Raw genomic sequence first — 18,680 nt, forward strand, 5'->3', positions numbered from 1 at the left:
ATGGCTAAAGATGATTTGGTCAATGTTGAAGGGAAGATTTCTAATTTATCGGGGGGCGGAATCTATTCCGTCACCTTGGATAACGGGGTCGAAGTTGCCGCGAAACTTTGTGGCAAAATGAAAAGATTTAAAATCCGAGTTGTTGTTGGTGACCGTGTCACGGTAGGTGTTTCACCTTATGATCCAACACACGGTCTGATACTGCACAGACAAAGAATTTAATAAATTTGTCTGAGTTCTTTTCTTCATTAAATAACATGATCTAGAGTAACATGCTTATTTGTAGGATCTGTTGAGGATATATCTCAATAGATCCTTTTTATCGTATTATTTTTTTGGAGAAAATTCTTTTTGGAAAAGATAAATCGTGAAAGGGTCCGAGATATTTGGCTGAAAGCGCAGGGCTTATCAGAAGCTCGGCCATTTGGGCGTGGACCACTGGCGACACCACGGGCCGTTCAACATCTTGGCTATGTGCAAATCGATACCATCAATGTGATCGAGCGCAGTCACCACCATATTTTGTATTCACGCATTCCCGATTACAAACGAGCGCATCTTCATCAAGCGCAAACCCATGATAAATCTGTGTTTGAGTACTGGACTCATGCGCTGGCTTACATTTCCTCTGAAGATTATCGCTATTTTATTCCAGCGATGAGACGTCGTAAGGCAAATCCTTCTTCGTGGTATAGCTCTGTCTCTAAAGCTGATCTACAAAAAGTCATGAGATTGATAAAAAAAGAAGGACCGATTTCCATTCGAGACATCGATGACGATATCCTCGTCGAGAAAGATCACGAATGGGCCAGCCGTAAACCTTCAAAGCGTGCTTTGCAATTGGCTTTTAATGGCGGCGATCTTGTAATCAGTGAACGTCAGGGCATGTTGAAGAAATATGAACTGACAGAACGTCATTTTGGCTGGGATAAAAAGCCGAAAGCGGCCACTGCAAACGAGGTCTTAGATTATGAAATAGATCGAGGCCTTCGTTCGCAAGGAGTCGTGAGCATTGATTCCCTTTGCCATTTGGAAAAGACGCCTCATAAGAAGGAAATTCTAAAGCGTGTCGAGGGTCGGGTGCGCAAAGGGTCATTGATTCCCGTACACATAGAAGATGTTTCGAAAATTCAGTTCTGGATGAAGCCTGAATTGTTAGATCATAAGGTCGAACACCCAGAAGATCTGGTGCATATTCTTTCGCCATTTGATTCGTTGGTTATTCAGCGCAAACGTTTTTATATGTTTTTCGACTATGATCATCGTTTCGAAGCCTATTTGCCGAAGGAAAAACGCAAGTACGGATATTTCGCTTTGCCGGTTCTGATTGGCGATAAGGCTGTTGCAGTTCTTGATTTGAAAACAGATCGACAGAAACAGAAGCTTCTCGTTCAGCAGTGGAATTGGCTTGGAAAACACAAATCCCAAGACAACAAGAAGATGATTGAGCAGGAGCTTCATCGCTTCGAGAAATTCCAACTTGATAGATAGCGAAGGCAAATTTTATTTCCTGTCCAAATTTTTTAACCCATAAGGCGAAGATACAAGCCAATCATTGCTTTGACTGCGCATGCTTTGAAGGAAGAAGTCATTAACAGTCGCAAGGCGGGCTGCACAGGCTATATTACAAAGCCTGTGGACTTCGATCGACTTATAGAAATTCTTGCAGGTCAGCCCCGACATCTCAATGCCGAGTGAGATTTCACTTATCTAAGCTGGATTGTGAGCTAACTCTTCGGCCTCTGTCTCTAGGCTGTCCTTGCCTTCGAAACGAGACAATAAACTATAAACACAAGGAACTACGAATAACGTCAGAATCGTTGAGGCGATCACGCCACCGATAATGGCGATAGACATTGGGATTGTAGTTTCGGCTCCAGGTCCCAGATCTAGAGCCTCTGGAAGCGCACCTGCTACCACCGCAACCGATGTCATAATGATCGGGCGCAAGCGGACAGGGCATGCGTCTAACAAAGCATCGCGGATGCCCAAGTTTTTTTCCTTTCGAACTTGATTCGTATAATCGACAAGCAAGATCGAGTTCTTTTTTACGATACCCATTAACAAAATAAAGCCGATGAAGCTGTACATATTAATAGATTGATGGAAGATCAGAAGCCCCATGAATGCTCCAGAGAAGCTAAACGGCAAAGCCATTAAAACCGTCACTGGATGAATGAAGCTATTGAACTGCGACGCAAGAACCATGTACGAGATCAACAAACCTAAACCCAGTGCGAACCATAAACTTTGGAAGGATTCTTTGAAACTTTTCGAAGAGCCCATCATCTGGATGCTATATCCCGGCGGCAAATGTTTGCGCGCTAGCTTTTCAGTCTGTGCCATTGCCTCTTGCTGTGACGCCTTGCCAGCTGGGTTCGCATAGACTGTGATCGCGCGTTGACGGTTCAGGCGCGAGATCAACATCAAGCTTGGTTTTGATGTGACATCAACAAGTTCAGACAGACGTACAACCTCACCGAAGTTATTGCGCACTTTAATGCGGCCTAAATCAGGAACCTTATCACGTTGAGTGGCAAACAAGCGCAACTCGATAGAATAGCGATGTCCCGCTTTTGGATACAATGTCTTTCCATTTAGAATTGAACCACCCACCAGGGCGTTAATAACTCCCGTGACTGTATTCAAGTCTACACTGTGCCGGGCAAGTTTATCGCGGTTTGGGATCAACTGCACTTCGGGCATATTGGCTTGAATATCAGTATTCACATCTGTCACGAAAGTGGAAGCTTTCATGTCATCCATGATTTCCTTTGTGACTTCGTTCAACTTATCCCAGTCAGGTCCTTGTATGATAAATTCCACCGGAAAACCACGGCTGGCGGCAAAACCACGAAGTGATAAGTCTTGAACAACGACCTCCACCTTTTTAAGTTCCGGCATGCTTTTAAGGCCTTTGCGGAATTTCTTAATAAGTTCTTGCTGACGCATTTGACGTTTATCACGAGGAACTAACGTTACGTAAGTCATCCCTTGGTTCACGGCATCCCCGCCAAAACCACCCACTGTGCTGAAAATACCTTCAACTTCTTTCTGCTTCGAAAGATAGTCGACAGCTGCATTCATCTTTTCTTCAGTGATTCCAATCGGAGTTCCTACCGGCAACTTAAAACGCAACATCATCATCGACTGATCTTGCGCTGGCATCATTTCCCCAGGGACCTGTTTGGCCATCCAGAAGCCAGAGATAAAGAAGATTGCCGATACCAAAAGAGTTTTCCAACGATGAGCAAGCAAGACACTTAGAATTTTGCGATAACCGTTACTCAGCTTATGGAAGACACGCTCGATAAATCCGGCAAGACCTTTTTCTTCAGCCTCAACACGCAAATATCGAGAACAGCGCATCGGAGTCAGCGTCAATGCCTCGAGCAATGACAACAAAACGGCGATGGTGACCGTTAAACCGAATTGTGAAAGATAACGTCCGATCACGCCTTGCATGAAAGCCACTGGCATAAAGATCGCGACAACGGCGATTGTGGCTGCCATGGCGGCAAAATAAATCTCGTTCGCTCCGTCGATGGCAGCTTGCTTTTTGCCTTTGCCCATTTGACGGTGGCGTACGATGTTTTCAAGCATCATGATCGCATCGTCGACGACGATACCAATCGCAAGGCTTAATCCTAACATTGTGAACGTGTTCAGCGTAAAGTGGAAGAAGTACAACGCTGTGAAAGCGCCAATAACCGAGGTTGGAATCGCCAACAACACATTCAGCGTCGAAGTCCATGATCCCAAGAAGAGAAAACACACTAAGCTTGTTAAAATCGCGGAAAGAACCAACGTGAAAACAAGCTGATTCACCGCTTGCTTGATAAACACAGTGTTATCGTTGCGAACATCAATGTGGTAACCCTTGGGCAGGGTCGGTTGAATTTGTTTTAGTTTTTTTCTGACAAGTTCAGCCACTTCCACAGCATTTGAGCCATGCTGTTTTACGATACCGATACCGACAGTTCTTTTACCGTTGAAGCTTGCTTTTCTTCTGACATCTAAAGTGTCTTCTTCAACAGTTCCGACATCACCTAGGGTTGTGCCCTGATAGTTGGGACCTAACTTCAGGCGATTGTTGATCGGAATTTTTGCGAACTCTTGCGGGGTTGAGGCCTCGCCCATAGTGCGCACGTTGTATTCCGTCGTATCATTCGAAAGATATCCCGCCGGAATTTCGTGATGGCCTTGAGTGATAGAACTTAAAAGATCATCCGAAGTGAGGTTTAATTTATCAAGCTTGTTAACGTCAACCCATATGCGCAGTGCAGGGTCTACGTAGCCGCCCATAGCGATATCACCGACGCCATCAACAGTCGCGAACTGATCGAAAAGAACGTTGCGGGCATAGATCATTAGATCCATCGGCTTTTCATTCGGATTATCCGAGGTTAATGCCACCCACATAATTGGCGAATCTTCTGGATTTCTTTTACGCAAAGTCGGCGGATACAAAGAAGTTGGCATCAAGTTGCGAGCTTGATTGATCTTGTTTTGAATCTCTTCCATAGCCTGGTCGATATTGCGATTCAATTCGAATTCGACGGCGATAGAACCGCTACTTTGTTGCGCGCTTGAAGTGACACTGCGGATACCGTCAAGCTCCATGATCGCATCTTCAAGAGGATCTAGAACTTGGCTTTCTACAACTTCAGGAGCAGCACCAGGCAAATTCACCGAAACAGAAACGACTGGGAAGTCTACATCAGGAAGCTGACTGACGCCCAGACGTCTAAAGGAAATAATCCCGAACAGGATGATGGCAACCATCAGCATCCAGGCGAAAACGGGTCTTCGTATGGAGATCTCTGCTAAACTCATCGAGTCCTCCGTTACGCGTGTTTCACGAGAGGTTCTTCATCGACCTCTGGGCGTTCAAATTTCGAGAACAAACTATAAACGCACGGAACAACATACAAGGTTAGGAAAGTCGATACCGACACACCACCAATAAGTGAAATTGCCATGGGGATGCGAGTCTCTGCACCAGGACCGAAGTTCAATGCTTCGGGGATCGCACCGGCAACTGTTGCAATGGAGGTCATCAAGATCGGACGAAGACGAACAGGGCAGGCATCAAGTAAGGCTTCCGTAACACCAACGCCTTCGGCGCGCCGTTGATTCGTGAAATCCACGAGAAGGATCGAGTTCTTTTTCACAATACCCATCAATAGGATCAAACCGATCATACTGAATAAGCTTAACGACTGGTGCGCCATTGCCAGAGCTAACAAAGCACCTGTCAAACTGAATGGAAGCGCCATCAAGATCGTGACCGGATGGATAAAGCTGTTGAATTGGGAAGCAAGAATCAAATAAGCAACTGCGATACCCATTAGCAATGCGAAAATCAATCCGTCGAAAGCTTCTTGGAATGCAGAGCCGCTGCCTGTGATTTTAACATCATAACCTGGGGGCAAGATGTCTTTACTTATTTTATCAACAGCATCCAAAGCATCTTGCTGAGACTTTCCGGGAGTCACATTCGCAAATACCGGAATTGCGCGACGACGATTGAAGCGTGTGATTACTTGAGGCGCTTTCGTTGGAACAATCGTAGCGGCACCGATAATTGGTGAAACCTCACCGCGGTTGTTACGAACATAAAGCTTATTGATATCTTCCACTGCCGCCGTTTGTTCAGGTTTTGCCCTGACGCGGATGTAGTAACGATGTCCTTCTTTAGGATATTCGGTGTTGGCAGAGAAAATCTGACCACCGATCATTGTTTCAACTTCTTGGCTGATATTCGCAACAGGAATTCCGCGCTCTGCTGCTTTTGTACGGTTCGGAATGATTTGAATTTCATTCATGCCGTCTTGATAATCCATATTGATATCTTTAACTAAACCCGTTTCACGAAGTTTTGCTAGGATCTGTTCAGAGTATCCCTTTAGCTTCTCCCAATCAGGTCCTTCCAGTGTAAATTCCACTGGGAAACCGCGAGAGGCACTAAAGCCTGTCAAAGACATGTCTTGAGCAAAGACCTCCAGGTTTGGTTCCACTTTCGCAGCCCCATCACGAATGGTTTGCATCAACTCTTGCTGAGTTGCTTTACGTTTTTTTGGATCTTTCAAGATAACGTAAATAGTCCCCGCATTCACAATGTTGTCGTGTTCGTAGTTACCGATAGTCGTGTAGAAGTCAGTCACTTCAGGAACCGTTTTTAGATAAGCCTCTACTTTGGCGAAAGTCTTATCGGTAGAAACGATAGAAGTGCCCACGGGAGTTTTAATATTCAAAAGGAAATATCCTTGATCTTGAGCAGGGATCAACTCTTTCGGCAAAGTTGAAACGAAACCCAAAGACACAATGAACAAGATCACTGAGCCAAGAACAACAGTTTTTCTCCATTGCAAAATGAACTCGAGGCTTCTTTTATACGAATGAGCCAAACGATCCATAATATCGTCGATAAATTTCGACATACGAGTCGGATCGTGTTTTGCTGAGTGCATAAAACGGGCACAACGCATCGGAGTCAATGTCACCGCTTCAAGCAGTGACAAGAACACGGCGACAGTAACTGTGATTCCGTATTGATAGAAGAAGGCACCAACAACACCCTTCATGAAGATAACCGGCATAAAGATCGCGGCGATAGCCAGAGTCGTTGCGATCGCGGCAAATGTGATTTCATTTGAGCCGTCAAGGGCCGCTTGTCGACGGGTTTTACCCATCTCGTAGTGGCGGACGATATTTTCCAACATCATGATCGCGTCATCGACCACGATACCGATGGCTAAGCTGAGTCCCAGCAACGTAAATGTATTCAGTGTAAAACCTAAGAAATAAAGGGCAGTGAAGGCACCAACGATAGAGGTAGGAATTGCTAGCAAGACATTGAAAGTGGAAGACCAAGAGCCCAAGAACAAGTAGCACACAATCGAAGTTAAGATTGCGGCTACTAGAAGGGTCATATTTAACTCTTCCACAGAGTCCTTAATGAACTTTGTTGAATCCAAACGAACATCAAGACTATATCCCGAAAGCAAAGATACTTTCATTTGCTTTACTTTGGCGTAAATCGCCGCGGAAACTTTAACAGCATTTGATCCGTGCTGCTTGATAATGCCAAGACCCACAGCCGTTTTACCGTTATAACGAGAAATAGCACGAATATCAGAAAGACCTTCTTCAATTGTGGCCACCTGATTTAACGGAGTCGATTTGTAGTTGATCGCACCACCGCGGGCATTGATGCGAATCTTTCCAAAGTCCTCAGGCGTTTTCGCTTCGCCTAAGATACGGATATTCATTTCTTTCGTTGGGGCTTCAATGCGTCCCGCAGGCTGTTCGTTTTGTTCAGATTGAATTGCGCTGAAAATATCTGAAGAAGTCAGCTCGCTGCCTTTTAATTTTTCGCGATCAAGCCAGACACGCAAATTCGGATCAACGTAACCGCCAAGAACAACGGCGCCCACACCATCTATAGTGGACAATTGATCTTTCAGAGTATTCCTTGCATACATCATCTGCTGATACAGAGGAACTTTTTCATCCGCTGTAACCATAACCCACATGATCGGTTGATCTTCAGGGTTTGTTTTTGTAATCACAGGAGGATAAAGAGCTGTCGGAAGCTGATTGTTCACTTGTAAAATACGGTCTTGCACCTCTTGAAGAGCCACATCGATATTGTGGTCCATGTTGAATTCGCAAGTGATATTCGCAATACCTTGGGAAGAGCTTGAAGAGACGCTCTTCAAGCCTTCGATACCCATTACAGCATCTTCGATGATATCGACGACGTCGGCTTCCATAACTTCCGGTGCTGCTCCGTCAAGTTGAAGAGCGATATTGACCACCGGGAAGTTGACGTCGGGCATTTGACTGATACCCATGCGTTGGAACGAGATCCAACCGAAAACGATCAAGCCAAACATCAGCATCCACGCGAAAACGGGACGACGAATCGATATCTCTGACAAACTCACAGACCACTCCGATCAAGGGGGTTGCAACCGTGCATCCCCGATGTTAATTTCCACTCACTATGACACCGATCAACTTTCATTTTATTCAACAGATCTTTCAAGGCCGTTTCCTTAGACAACTTCAGTTCAGCAATACTGTGGTAAAAGTGACCTCGATTGCTCTTCTGATTTTTGCCGTCGTTTTTTTAGTTGTCGGCCTTTATCGTAACGTTGAATTTAAATTTTCGCCTCTCAGCCATCGAGTAAAGCTTCTTTGCTATGTTTTGCACTCGATTGGTGTCATTAATTTTTCATTCACAATTTTATTGCTAGCGGCAGATATTCATCAGACACATCAAAGTGAGGTTTTGCCCTTCTTCCTCTCTTCGATAATTATCCTGTTTCCTCTTCATATCTACTTGGCCCTTGCAAAGCGCGTTGCTAAGAAAAAATAAGCAACGCCTTTGCCGACGACCCTTAAGGGTTCGATTTAAAAACGATCTGTTCGTATGTGTTTCCTAAGCTGCTGTGAAAATCACAGGTGAAAAAATAAGGCTTAGGACCGAAAGTAAAACCACGACAATTCAAAGAGAACGTCGCTGATAAACCGTCAGAAGTTCCTTGTTGTGTTACGTCCAGTGTCCCTTTTTCGCTATCCCATTTTACATCTGTAAAGGTCACACCGAAAGCGCCATTATCTAATGTGTAGTTCACATTTAGAAGTGTTTCGGCTTGGGGGAAGTAAAGATCGTTGATCTCATCCTGACGATTACGAGCCGCATAGCTCACGGTAAGTTCAGCAGGTTTACTAATGCCACCACGAAGGGTCACAGTACCATCATAAGAGTGATTTTCATAAGAACTAGTATCCGAATCCGCAGGACCTTTGTTCGCATCATCAGTGCTTGCTTGAAGACTTAAATGAGCCATCTCGCCTACAGCGCGACTTGTCCTTACTGAACATTCAAAATGCTGGTTCGTATTTTGACCATTGCAAATCAAGGACAATGTCTCTGTTTGGTTGTTCTTAGTGATAGTGCCATTTCCTTGAACTGTTGAATTCGTTTGATCTAAGGTGCTGTCATCAAAATTAACAAGAGCACCGTCGCCGTAATTCAAAGTGACCTTCACTGGAATCTTAGGGAAGAACAGACTAACGAAATCTTGATCTGAAGTTGTCACCGGTTTCAAGATAATCATGCTGACATTCTTGCTGACTTTGCCGAATGTTGTCGTTCCTGCATAAGTACCTTGAGAAAACGCGGCGCCCGTCGGTTTCGAAGCTTGCACCAAAGAATCAAGACTTGCCCCTTTATTGCTTAAAGAGAAAGTGCCACCGTAGTCAGGATAGTCTTTCGCCTCCATCGTTCCTTTAAGAACGCCGTTGCTTAAAACACCAGTCAGACTGATCTTGATTGTTTGGCTTTGACCGTTGGCTGCTTGCTGAATGATAGGCACATCTGCTTGGAAGGCACCTGTGTCTGGATCATAATAAGTATTTTCCGCAGATGTAGTCATGCGAGACACGCCTTGGAAAGTCACACTCACTAACAAAACAGGCTGTGCTGACGACTTCGACTCGTCAGTACTTGGTTGAACTTGAGTTGTTGCAGTTAAAGTTAACTGAAGCGCCCCAAGATTTGCGCCGGATTGTTTCGAAAGAAGATAGCCAGAGTATTTGCCATTTGCTGTTTGAATCTCTGCAAGATTCTTTTGCAAGCGAGTTTTCTTATAATCTTCAAGATCCTGATCTTTACTGCATGCTTGCAGTGTCAGAGCTGTCGTAACTAGAAGTAGAATGGGAAAAAGGTTCTTCATATCATTCTCCTAAATAAGTTTATTGCCAACCGATGCGAGTTCCAGCCCACACACCGGTCCCTGACAGGGAGGAAGCAGTAAGGCTTTGTGTATTTTCAATTCCAATTTCAAAAGCAGTTTCTTGAAGTCCCATCCAGCGCGCGACCGGGCGAATATTGAACTCAAGACCTGTAGAAACTTTCGCGAGCCAGTCCCATTGGTTAATGCCATCGGAAAATTCTGATGAAGCGGCTTGGCTCCATGTAGGAACCAAAGACACTGCGGCTATTGGTCGAAGAGTATTTACCCACTCTTGTGCACCGGCGACTTCAAGTCCCGCAGAGGCTTGAAGCATATTAAGATTTTCCGACATCGTCATGCGAGTGGCGTCAAATCCCATGACGCCACTTCTTTGCAGTTGAGTGAACCCCGCTCCTAATTTCCCAGCCAAGCGAATGTAAGCATTTTGATAGAGGGACTCGCCAATTGCGAGGCTCATCGATGGGGTCTTTGCCGTAAAGGAAGAGGTATTGTTTAGCTGCGATGTTGCGGTGAAGTTATCGGGCCTCCATGAAGAAACTTGAGCCTCGATAAAGTACTCATTAGAAGGCGGTTGCGCTTTCGATCTCTCAAGAGTCAGTTGCGTTTGTGGCACGCTCACTGAAATGTCGCCAGCAGAAGCTGCGGCACAAACAAAAAATGAAAGTGGAACGAACAGCCTTCTTAAATTTTTCATGGATTAGCCTTTTCTAAAAGATCGACCAATTGTTGCATGTTCTGCCCAGAAGCCGCATAGTAATTGCCCAAGGCAGCGATGTAATTATATCTGTAAGTGTTCAAAGCTTGCTCTGCCTGAGCATAAGCTTGCTGCACGCTCAAGAACTGCACGAAATCAATCGTTGCAAGAGTGTAGTTTCGACGTGCCTCTTTATAGGAATCCAAAGCCAGTTTGAAGGCTTCTGTTCCAGTCACGATATTCTCCAAGGCTGTTTCAAGATTTTTTCTATTTGTGACTTGTTGATAACTAACTTGGTCTTGAACACTTTGCTTGTCGAAAATCAATTGAGCTTTTTGCGAGTCAAGGCTGCGCTCTTGATAAATCGTTGAAAGACCCGAAAAAAGAGGGATCGTCAATTGCAAGCCGATGCCCCAAGAGTTCGCATCATCATTCAATAAGTCAGATTGTTTGTATGAGGCAAAAGAGTAATTCCCCACTAAGCTTAGGTAAGGAAGATTTTGACCCCACAACGTGCTTTTCTGGTCATCGATTTTCATGATTGATACTTCATCACGTTGAATTTCCGGAATAACGGCATCTTGCAAGTTCACCAAAGAATCCACAGTCTCGATTTTTGGAGCATCCATCTTATCAGGAATTTGGAACTGCTTTTGTCCCGTGTCGCCCAAAAGATAAGCCAAATTCGCCGCAGCCACTTGCAACTGATTGCGAGCCGTTGCCAGCTGACCTTGAAGAAGGGCCAACTGAGTTTTCGCTTGAAGGTAGTCAAGCAACTGACCACGACCGATCTTCTCGCGATGTTTTGCTACGTCTACAGCTTCTTTCTCGATTTTCTCTTGGGTTAAAAGAGTTTCGATGTTTCGGGAAGCCAAAACGATTTGGTAATAAGCTTGGATCACATTGTTCGTAAGATCACGTTCAGAGATCTGTGCATTCAATTTGCTGATCGTAACGTCTTTTTGTGCCGCATGAATAGCATCCAATGCGCCTACTTGAAAAAGAACTTGATTCAACTTCAAAGAGGCGTCGTAGGCATTGAATGGATTCCCGTCAAAACGAGGGCTGCCATTGACGGCATCCTTTTGGCGGTTGCCAGTTGTGACAGCCGAAAGATTCGGTAAAATGAAAGAACGAGCCACTGGGATTTCTGTGTCTGCTTGATTAACCTTCTCGCGATTTTCTTTTAAGGCAGGGTTGTTTGAGAGGGCATTGTTAACTGCGGCTCTTAAAGTCAAAGAAGTTGATGGGGTCGATGGTTGAGCCTCACCACGAGCGAAAACTAAGATACTAACAGCGACAATCAACAAGGACTTCATGCAGGTCTCCGGTCTGACAGATGTATTGTGCAAGCGTTCGAAACTTACAACTTTTTTCTCCATTACCATATGGCAAAAATGAAGAAAATGGGACCATCTTTAGAGAGAAACTAGATTTAGTAAGCACTGTGGAAAGAGTGAGTAAAGAGTTTGGAGCAAACTGAAATTTGACTCTGAAAATATCTCAGTCGCAGGGATCAAGCGGATCGTGAAGTCATTATTCGGAATCACTGATTTACTGATCTAAGCTGAAAAAAACAGCAACTGGGTGAAAAAGGAAAAGGCCCTGGTGACGCCAGAGCCTTTTCTGCTTTGGAGGGGTGAATTCGACTCTGCGAGAAGCCGAACCACTTGGGGAAGGGTAGGGAATGGGAAAGGGATTTTGGAACTTTCCCAGCTGGAACGAGAGCCATTATTCCCTCGCCAGCTTGTTGTAAACTTAAGGATGCAATGGCGCTGCCAGGTGCCTATTGCAATATATTGAGTGTCGGATAAAAAAATGGATTAAATTGGGGAATTTTTCCCTATCTTGAGTCAGATCTCCCGCACTTTGTTGGATGACAAGATGCTTGTTTAGACTTGCTGGTATGTAGTAAGTCTCCTAAAACTAATTTGTATACTTATCGAACGCAGATAGGAATTTTGATGAAGCGTTTAAAAAGAGTTTTCATTTTATCGCATGAATGGAACGTCTTTGCTGTTTTGATTATTATCATCGCTGTCAGTCTGTTCAGTTGGTGGGTTGTAAAAATCCATCTCGAAAAAGAATGGAATGCGCGCCTTACCTTCGAAGTCGAAAAAGTGACTTCGACAATCACACGTGAAATTTATGGCTATGGCGACGCGCTTTCAGATACAAAAGCCTATTTTCAATTAAGTGGTGTACCGACTCCACGGGATTTTCAAAATTATATCGAGTCGTCGCAGATTCTAAAGCGTTTCCCGGGTATGCAAGGCATTGCTTACTCGCAGATTGTTCAGCTTGATGATGTCCCTGCGCTAGAAAAAAAGATGCAGGCCTATGGATATCCTGATTTCAAATATTGGCCTGAAGGGGAGCGTAGTCTTCACACAGCCGTGACGTTGATTCAACCCGAAGATTGGCGCAATCGCAAAGTTCTTGGCTTTGATATGTACTCGGACGTGATTCGTAAAGAGGCGATGGATCACGCTATCGAAAAGAATGCGCCGGCGATCACAGATCCTGTTTACCTTGTTCAAGACAGTAACGAAAAAGATCGTCAACAAGGGTTCCTTATTTATCTTCCTGTGACCAAAAATTTGGAAATCAGAGGGGAAAAAGGTGAAGCTCGCGATTCGTTGATTGGATTCACTTACGCCATCGTTCGCATTTATCGCTTTTTTAACGGTGGTTTCGGAGTTCCCGAATTTTATAACGAACGCGTGAATTATCGCATCGAAACCTTTGATCCGAAAACAAATCGTTTGATCTCTATCTACGAGCGCTTCCCATCAAAAAGTGTCGAGCGCCCGACAGCCGAAATCTCAATGGAGAAAGAGCTTAAGATTTTTGATAAGACTTGGAAGCTGCACTTTGAGCCATTGCCACATTTCTTTAATTGGTATGAAAGGTATGTTCCGATCTTAGTAGCCTTAGTCACTTTGATTATGCTGTCAGTGATCTTCCTTGCTTTATGGTCAACACAGCAATTCTTGAAATTTAACGAGCGCCATAAGGAATCTCTGGCGCAAATTTCCAGAAATAAAACGACAGAAATTGTTTTGTTTAAAAAATTGAATTCGATCTTGGCGGATCTTTCCTCTGCAATAGAAAGTAACACACTTTTTGAAAAGTTCTGTGTGCATCTTTATGACGTGTTCCAAATCGATGACTGTGTCGTATTCGTGCGTGAACAAAAAGGGCAGTATGAACGTCGCTTCCAAAAAGAACTTGATGTGTTTCCGGCAATTTTGGAAATGCCCAGTGATTGGGAAGAGCTTCCAGTCGACGGCATCGTGAATCTGTCATCAGGAAATGTCATTGGCGAGCGCTTCTTAAGCCAGGCGGATGTTCGTCTTCGAGAAATTGTAAAGCGAGGCCATTACTATTTGATGAAGGTGATTTTGCATGAATCCGGCAAAAAAACTTCCATCTTAGTTCTTGTTAAAGGCCCGGCAGATTTGCTTGAGATCAATGTGAAGGAATATGCTCTTACAAGCATTTTCGGTCAGTTCGCCATGTCCTATGAAAAGGCGATTCTTCTTCGCCGTGCCGAGGACGCCAATCTGATGAAGAGTTCGTTCTTGGCAAACATGAGTCACGAAATCCGCACTCCGCTAGGCGTGATCGTGGGCTTTACTGAAATCTTGGCTCAAGATGATCTTGAGCCAGAAGACAAGATGAATATCGTCAACGGCGTAAAAAGAAATGGGAAAGAATTAGCGCGTTTGATCGACGATATTTTAGATATCTCGAAAGTTGAAGCAGGGAAGTTGCATTTCGAGATGGCCCAGGTGAATTTGGAAGGCTTCGTTTCTGAAATTAAATCCGTGATGGATGCTCGCGCTAACGAAAAAGGCATTCAGTTCACAACTGCAAGACTGAGTAATGTTCCGGGCTATATCATCACCGATGACGTGCGATTGAAGCAGATTCTTGTGAATATTGCGGGCAATGCGATTAAATTTACCGAAAACGGCAGTGTAAAGCTTTTGTATCGCACCTATGCGAATGAAGAGGGTACCGAATTCCTAGAGTTCCAAGTTCAAGATACAGGCATTGGCATCAGCGAAAAAAATCGCGAAAACTTATTCCGTCCGTTCTCGCAAGGTGATGTCACCACAACCCGCAAATATGGTGGCACAGGTTTGGGCTTGGCGTTGTCAAAACGCCTCGCAGAGCTTTTGGGCGGGGATCTCTTCTTATTGGAGTCTTCCGTTGGAAAGGGATCGACGTTCTGCTTACGCGTTCCGCTGAAGGGTGTTGCAGTCGGAAATGCTTATCCGCTTAAGTTTGAGCCGGCCGCGACTTTGGAATCTTCCCTAGCGCAATCACGCTCTAATATTGATTGGAGTGCGATGGATCTTACAAATCTTTTGAGGAACGTCAGCGTTCTTCTTGTAGAAGACTCTGTGGATAATCAGGAAATCTATGAGCACTTTCTTTCTTCTGCCGGAGCGGATGTGATGATAGCTGAAGATGGCGAGAAGGCCATAAATATGGCATTCCAAAATCAACCGGATATTATCTTGATGGATATTCAAATTCCAAAACTAGACGGTAAAGAAGCGACAAAGACTTTACGTCAACGCGGCTTCACTCGCCCTATTGTCGCGTTAACTGCTCATGCTTTGAATGAAGAAGTGCGTAGCTGCTTGGCTGCCGGTTGCAATGGACAGATCACCAAGCCCGTTTCTGGCGAATTACTTGTGCAAGAAGTTTACTTCTATTTGAATCACAGAGGATGAGATGGCAAGTGGGCTGAGCGTTCCCAAAGAGTCGCAAATTCGTTATTTAAGTCGTCGTCAGGAAGAGATTGCGAAAGTTTTAGCAGAGCTTGAGCAGGGTGATTTCGAACTTGCCAAAAAGGTGGGGCACCAAATGAAGGGTAACGCCTCCACTTTTAATTTTCCGGAATTAGAATCATTAGGAAAAAAATTAGATGCGGCTGCTTTAGACAAAGATTTAGAGGCAGCCCGGTCTTCCGTGAACGAGATCTCAGCTATGGTAGAAAAGCTTTTGAAGGCATTAGTTTAGCTGAGTTGTCTTGCGAAGAAGGTAACCATAGATAAATAATACTAGTACGGCCCCGGTGATGGCGCTGATCAGGCTTGGAAAGTCTAAATCGAACATCAATATATTCTTAGAACTAATGAAGTGAGCCATGATGGCTCCGGTTATTCCAAGGATTGCGTTCACAATCCATCCGCCAGAATTTCTGTGCAGACATTTGAAAATAGCGCCGACAATCAGTCCGACAAAGATTGCGTAGATCATTTTTTTACTCCCTTTAATATCTAGCAAGCTTTAAGGTTCATGGAGGAGCCGCGCCCCTCGCAGGGTATCTGCGATAAGGCACGGCCTTGAACGACCACGATGGAAGAATCGTGGTCACGCACAAACATAATGAATTAAGCTTTTCTATTTGGATCTGAAGGCTTATCTAAAGATTCGCGAGTTCTAGACAAATACTTGTCCATCAACGCAGAAACCTTTTTAGAAGCATCTTCTTTTGCCATTCCGTATTTTTGTTGGAGAACTCCGGCGATTGCTGTCGCATCACCTTTGGTTTTTTCCCACTCATCGTCTGAGACATTGGCCCAGGCTTTATGAAGGTCTCCTTTGATTTCTTTCCATTTTCCTTGAATGACATCTTTATTCATAAAAAACCTCCAAGTTGTTTGATTTTTATTACAGCAATGCGGAGGCCAGAGATGTAATCGAAACAAAGGCAGTTCCAGCCATTTCGGCCTTAAATTTAGGGCAAAATAACCCACTTCCTGGGGAGAACTTCCCCAACCCGCTATGGGGAATAATGTCTGGACATTTCTGCCACGCAATACTTGATATAACATCTCAATATGAAACCAAATCGTTTATAATCGATATAATGGGCGTTTTATTAAAAATGAGGCATAAATACACAAATAAGTTGTAGAATACCCTTAGTTTTAAGAGATTCAATTGGAAGAGGGGGATTCCCATGGATGCACAAAAAACGCTGTTATTGATTGAAGACGATCTTGATTTGGCTGAGTTGGCGACGGCATTTTTTAGGCAGAAGAATATTCAAGTCATTTATCGTGAAGATGCTATGCAAGCTTTGAAGGAAATCACCTCTCAGAAGATTTCCCCTGATGCGATCATCACAGATTTAAATTTGCCGATGATGAGCGGTCTTGATTTTATCAAACAACTGCGCGCTGAAGGCGTAATGATTCCCATTATTTTGATTACAGTTTCTAATGACGTCGAGACTGCCGTAGAGGCTATCGATGCCGGTGCCTATGACTTTGTGGTAAAGCCTTTGCACTTTCCACAGCTTTTAATTTCTGCGCAGCGTGCCTTCAAGTTCATGTCTTTGAATGCAGAAAATAAAAATCTGCGCGAAGTAGTGGACGTTACGAAGGGGCTAAATCCAGAAGGCATTATTGGGAAAAGCGATGCGATTCGTCGACTGATCGATCTTACTCGCAGGGTTGCGAAAAGTTCTGCGACCGTTTCGATCACAGGTGAAAGTGGTACGGGGAAAGAAGTTTTCGCGAGAGCTCTGCACAACTGGAGTCCTCGCGCGAAAAAACCCTTCATCGCGATCAACTGTTCAGCCATTCCTGAAAATCTTCTGGAGTCAGAGTTGTTCGGTCACGCGAAGGGGGCCTTCACCGGAGCGGCAGATAAGAAAATCGGTTTATTTGAAGAGGCTGAGGGCGGAACCCTGTTCTTAGATGAAATCGGTGATCTGAACTTAGCTCTACAGGCGAAACTGCTGCGTGTTCTTCAAGAGAAAGAGATTAAACGTGTTGGCGAAAATCAACCACGTCCGATTGATGTGCGCGTGATCGCGGCGACCCATAAAGATCTTCGTCATGAAGTTCAGGAAAAACGCTTTCGTGAAGACTTATTTTTTAGATTGAATGTCATTCCAATTAAGATCCCACCACTTCGTGATCGTCGTGAGGATATTTTGCCTTTGGCAGAGTTCTTTTTGAAAAAGTATAACGCTATCAATGGAACAAATATTATTGGTTTTAAAAAGAACGCCAAAGAATATTTAATGACTCAAGCATGGCGGGGAAACGTGCGTGAACTGGAAAATGCTGTCGAGCGCGCAGTAGTTTTAACCTCAGGAAATGAAATCGATTTTACGTCATTTATGTTATTTGAAGAAACAAGTCTTGAAGGTGCTCCGGATGCAGAAGATAAAAAGAACACGTTCATTTTCCGATTCGGTGACGAAGTGGAACCTTTGCATGAATTGGAAAAAAAATACGTGCAGTTTGTTTACGAGCGTCATAATCGAGCGAAGGAAGTGACTGCTCGTGCATTGGGTATTGATAGGAAAACTCTTTATCGCAAACTTCAGGAAATTGACCCCGTTAATTCCTGAGGTTTGGGGAGTTTCACCCCGGGGATTTGTTTAAAAGCAAATAATTCGATCTGACTGTTGGTTCCAAGGTTGCATCTGTGTGAGAGCAGCAAATGCACCACTGGAGGGGGCAGTCATGATGTTGAGTTCAACACCTTCGTATCACGAAAATTTTTTGGGTCTGTCGTCTATTGAAAGAATTCAGAACGCAGACATCCTTTCAAATATTTTGGCAGATACATACTTCTTGTTTTTAAAAACTCAGGATTGTCACTGGAATGTTCGCGGAGCCTTATTTCGCGAACTGCATCTTCTTTTCGAAGAGCAATATAAAGAACTGTTCGAGGCCATCGACGAAATTGCTGAAAGAATCCGTGCATTGGGAGAAGCCACCCCAGGAACCTTCAGGGAGTTCTCGGAACGTACAGAAATCAAAGAGCGCAAAGGGCATTCAAGTGCTCAAGACATGCTTCGTGATATGAGTGTGTCGACGCAGATTTTAATTTCAAGACTGCGCGACTGCTTACGCAAAGTAGATGTCACTGATGACATGGTGACTCACGATCTTTTGATCCGCCGTCTTGCGGTTCATGAGAAAAATCTTTGGATATTACAATCATTCGTGGAGTAGTAGTCTAGGCTATTTCACGATCCTGCATAGGCGCTTCGCTCTTTCGAGGGCGAAGCGTCTCCTTTATATAATTCTTCCACAAGCGCTTGACCCAATAATGAGTGTGAATGTCATTGAAAGCGCGATGAGTCTGCTTATCAAAAAGCATGACGGCGCATTCATAATTCATTTTGCGAATCGGCTCCTGAATCGATACGGCACCAAGGCGTTCACACATTT

At 44.3% G+C, this 18,680-nt stretch carries 14 protein-coding genes and 1 pseudogene; 7 read left to right on the forward strand and 8 right to left on the reverse strand.

The annotated features are described in order from the left end of the window. Positions 1-222: a translation initiation factor IF-1 gene (gene infA / locus VF412_RS15805; RefSeq protein WP_331340228.1), complete on the forward strand. Its 222-nt coding sequence runs from the start codon at positions 1-3 to the stop codon at positions 220-222. A gap of 129 nt (positions 223-351) precedes the next feature. Continuing rightward, positions 352-1,491, forward strand: a complete 1,140-nt coding sequence (locus tag VF412_RS15810) for a winged helix-turn-helix domain-containing protein (RefSeq protein WP_331340229.1) — start codon at positions 352-354, stop codon at positions 1,489-1,491. A gap of 219 nt (positions 1,492-1,710) precedes the next feature. Here the strand turns inward: VF412_RS15810 and VF412_RS15815 are convergent, their stop codons facing one another. Together VF412_RS15815 and VF412_RS15820 are read right to left on the reverse strand one after the other, a co-directional pair. Next, positions 1,711-4,836 carry an efflux RND transporter permease subunit gene (locus tag VF412_RS15815; RefSeq protein ID WP_331340230.1) on the reverse strand — a complete coding sequence of 1,042 codons (3,126 nt, stop codon included), beginning with the start codon at positions 4,834-4,836 and terminating at the stop codon, positions 1,711-1,713. A gap of 11 nt (positions 4,837-4,847) precedes the next feature. Further along, complete coding sequence (locus tag VF412_RS15820) at positions 4,848-7,952, reverse strand: efflux RND transporter permease subunit (protein ID WP_331340231.1); 3,105 nt, start codon at positions 7,950-7,952, stop codon at positions 4,848-4,850. A gap of 59 nt (positions 7,953-8,011) precedes the next feature. Between VF412_RS15820 and VF412_RS15825 the strand changes: the two genes are divergently transcribed. Then, positions 8,012-8,386 (forward strand): hypothetical protein, encoded by a 375-nt coding sequence (locus tag VF412_RS15825; protein ID WP_331340232.1) that lies wholly within the window; start codon positions 8,012-8,014, stop codon positions 8,384-8,386. 22 nt (positions 8,387-8,408) lie between these two features. Here VF412_RS15825 and VF412_RS15830 read toward each other — a convergent pair whose 3' ends face one another. The 3 genes from VF412_RS15830 to VF412_RS15840 are packed head-to-tail and all read right to left on the reverse strand — an operon-like array spanning position 8,409 to position 11,783. Continuing rightward, positions 8,409-9,749, reverse strand: coding sequence for a hypothetical protein (locus VF412_RS15830; protein WP_331340233.1), 1,341 nt, complete (start codon positions 9,747-9,749; stop codon positions 8,409-8,411). Between the two features lie 19 nt (positions 9,750-9,768). Further along, complete coding sequence (locus tag VF412_RS15835) at positions 9,769-10,464, reverse strand: hypothetical protein (protein WP_331340234.1); 696 nt, start codon at positions 10,462-10,464, stop codon at positions 9,769-9,771. Further along, positions 10,461-11,783 (reverse strand): TolC family protein, encoded by a 1,323-nt coding sequence (locus VF412_RS15840; protein ID WP_331340235.1) that lies wholly within the window; start codon positions 11,781-11,783, stop codon positions 10,461-10,463. The genes VF412_RS15835 and VF412_RS15840 overlap by 4 nt, the downstream gene beginning before the upstream one ends. 645 nt (positions 11,784-12,428) lie before the next feature. Here VF412_RS15840 and VF412_RS15845 point away from each other — a divergent pair. Together VF412_RS15845 and VF412_RS15850 are read left to right on the forward strand one after the other, a co-directional pair. After that, positions 12,429-15,212: a CHASE domain-containing protein gene (locus VF412_RS15845; RefSeq protein ID WP_331340236.1), complete on the forward strand. Its 2,784-nt coding sequence runs from the start codon at positions 12,429-12,431 to the stop codon at positions 15,210-15,212. Between the two features lies 1 nt (position 15,213). Then, positions 15,214-15,501, forward strand: coding sequence for an Hpt domain-containing protein (locus VF412_RS15850; RefSeq protein ID WP_331340237.1), 288 nt, complete (start codon positions 15,214-15,216; stop codon positions 15,499-15,501). Here the strand turns inward: VF412_RS15850 and VF412_RS15855 are convergent. Continuing rightward, the gene (locus tag VF412_RS15855; protein WP_331340238.1) at positions 15,493-15,741 is read right to left on the reverse strand and encodes a GlsB/YeaQ/YmgE family stress response membrane protein; all 249 of its coding nucleotides are present in this window, start codon (positions 15,739-15,741) and stop codon (positions 15,493-15,495) included. The genes VF412_RS15850 and VF412_RS15855 overlap by 9 nt on opposite strands. Before the next feature lie 134 nt (positions 15,742-15,875). After that, entirely contained in the window at positions 15,876-16,127 is a 252-nt protein-coding gene (locus VF412_RS15860) for a CsbD family protein (protein WP_331340239.1), read from the reverse strand. A 320-nt stretch (positions 16,128-16,447) separates the two neighbouring features. On the opposite strand from VF412_RS15860, the gene VF412_RS15865 reads away from it, so the two are divergent. Together VF412_RS15865 and VF412_RS15870 are read left to right on the forward strand one after the other, a co-directional pair. After that, positions 16,448-17,851, forward strand: a complete 1,404-nt coding sequence (locus VF412_RS15865; RefSeq protein ID WP_331340240.1) for a sigma-54 dependent transcriptional regulator — start codon at positions 16,448-16,450, stop codon at positions 17,849-17,851. Between the two features lie 115 nt (positions 17,852-17,966). After that, entirely contained in the window at positions 17,967-18,461 is a 495-nt protein-coding gene (locus VF412_RS15870; RefSeq protein ID WP_331340241.1) for a Dps family protein, read from the forward strand. A gap of 4 nt (positions 18,462-18,465) precedes the next feature. Here VF412_RS15870 and VF412_RS15875 read toward each other — a convergent pair. Continuing rightward, positions 18,466-18,680, reverse strand: a pseudogene (locus tag VF412_RS15875) (hypothetical protein); the annotation flags it as partial.

Source organism: Bdellovibrio sp. (assembly GCF_036384735.1).
GTDB lineage: Bacteria > Bdellovibrionota > Bdellovibrionia > Bdellovibrionales > Bdellovibrionaceae > Bdellovibrio.

Coding starts and splice junctions, on each gene's coding strand:
- infA (WP_331340228.1), top strand. CDS start 1: ATGGCTAAAGATGATTTGGTCAATGTTGAAGGGAAGATTTCTAATTTA.
- VF412_RS15815 (WP_331340230.1), bottom strand. CDS start 4,836: ATGAGTTTAGCAGAGATCTCCATACGAAGACCCGTTTTCGCCTGGATG.
- VF412_RS15825 (WP_331340232.1), top strand. CDS start 8,012: ATGACACCGATCAACTTTCATTTTATTCAACAGATCTTTCAAGGCCGT.
- VF412_RS15830 (WP_331340233.1), bottom strand. CDS start 9,749: ATGAAGAACCTTTTTCCCATTCTACTTCTAGTTACGACAGCTCTGACA.
- VF412_RS15835 (WP_331340234.1), bottom strand. CDS start 10,464: ATGAAAAATTTAAGAAGGCTGTTCGTTCCACTTTCATTTTTTGTTTGT.
- VF412_RS15840 (WP_331340235.1), bottom strand. CDS start 11,783: ATGAAGTCCTTGTTGATTGTCGCTGTTAGTATCTTAGTTTTCGCTCGT.
- VF412_RS15845 (WP_331340236.1), top strand. CDS start 12,429: ATGAAGCGTTTAAAAAGAGTTTTCATTTTATCGCATGAATGGAACGTC.
- VF412_RS15850 (WP_331340237.1), top strand. CDS start 15,214: ATGGCAAGTGGGCTGAGCGTTCCCAAAGAGTCGCAAATTCGTTATTTA.
- VF412_RS15855 (WP_331340238.1), bottom strand. CDS start 15,741: ATGATCTACGCAATCTTTGTCGGACTGATTGTCGGCGCTATTTTCAAA.
- VF412_RS15860 (WP_331340239.1), bottom strand. CDS start 16,127: ATGAATAAAGATGTCATTCAAGGAAAATGGAAAGAAATCAAAGGAGAC.
- VF412_RS15865 (WP_331340240.1), top strand. CDS start 16,448: ATGGATGCACAAAAAACGCTGTTATTGATTGAAGACGATCTTGATTTG.
- VF412_RS15870 (WP_331340241.1), top strand. CDS start 17,967: ATGATGTTGAGTTCAACACCTTCGTATCACGAAAATTTTTTGGGTCTG.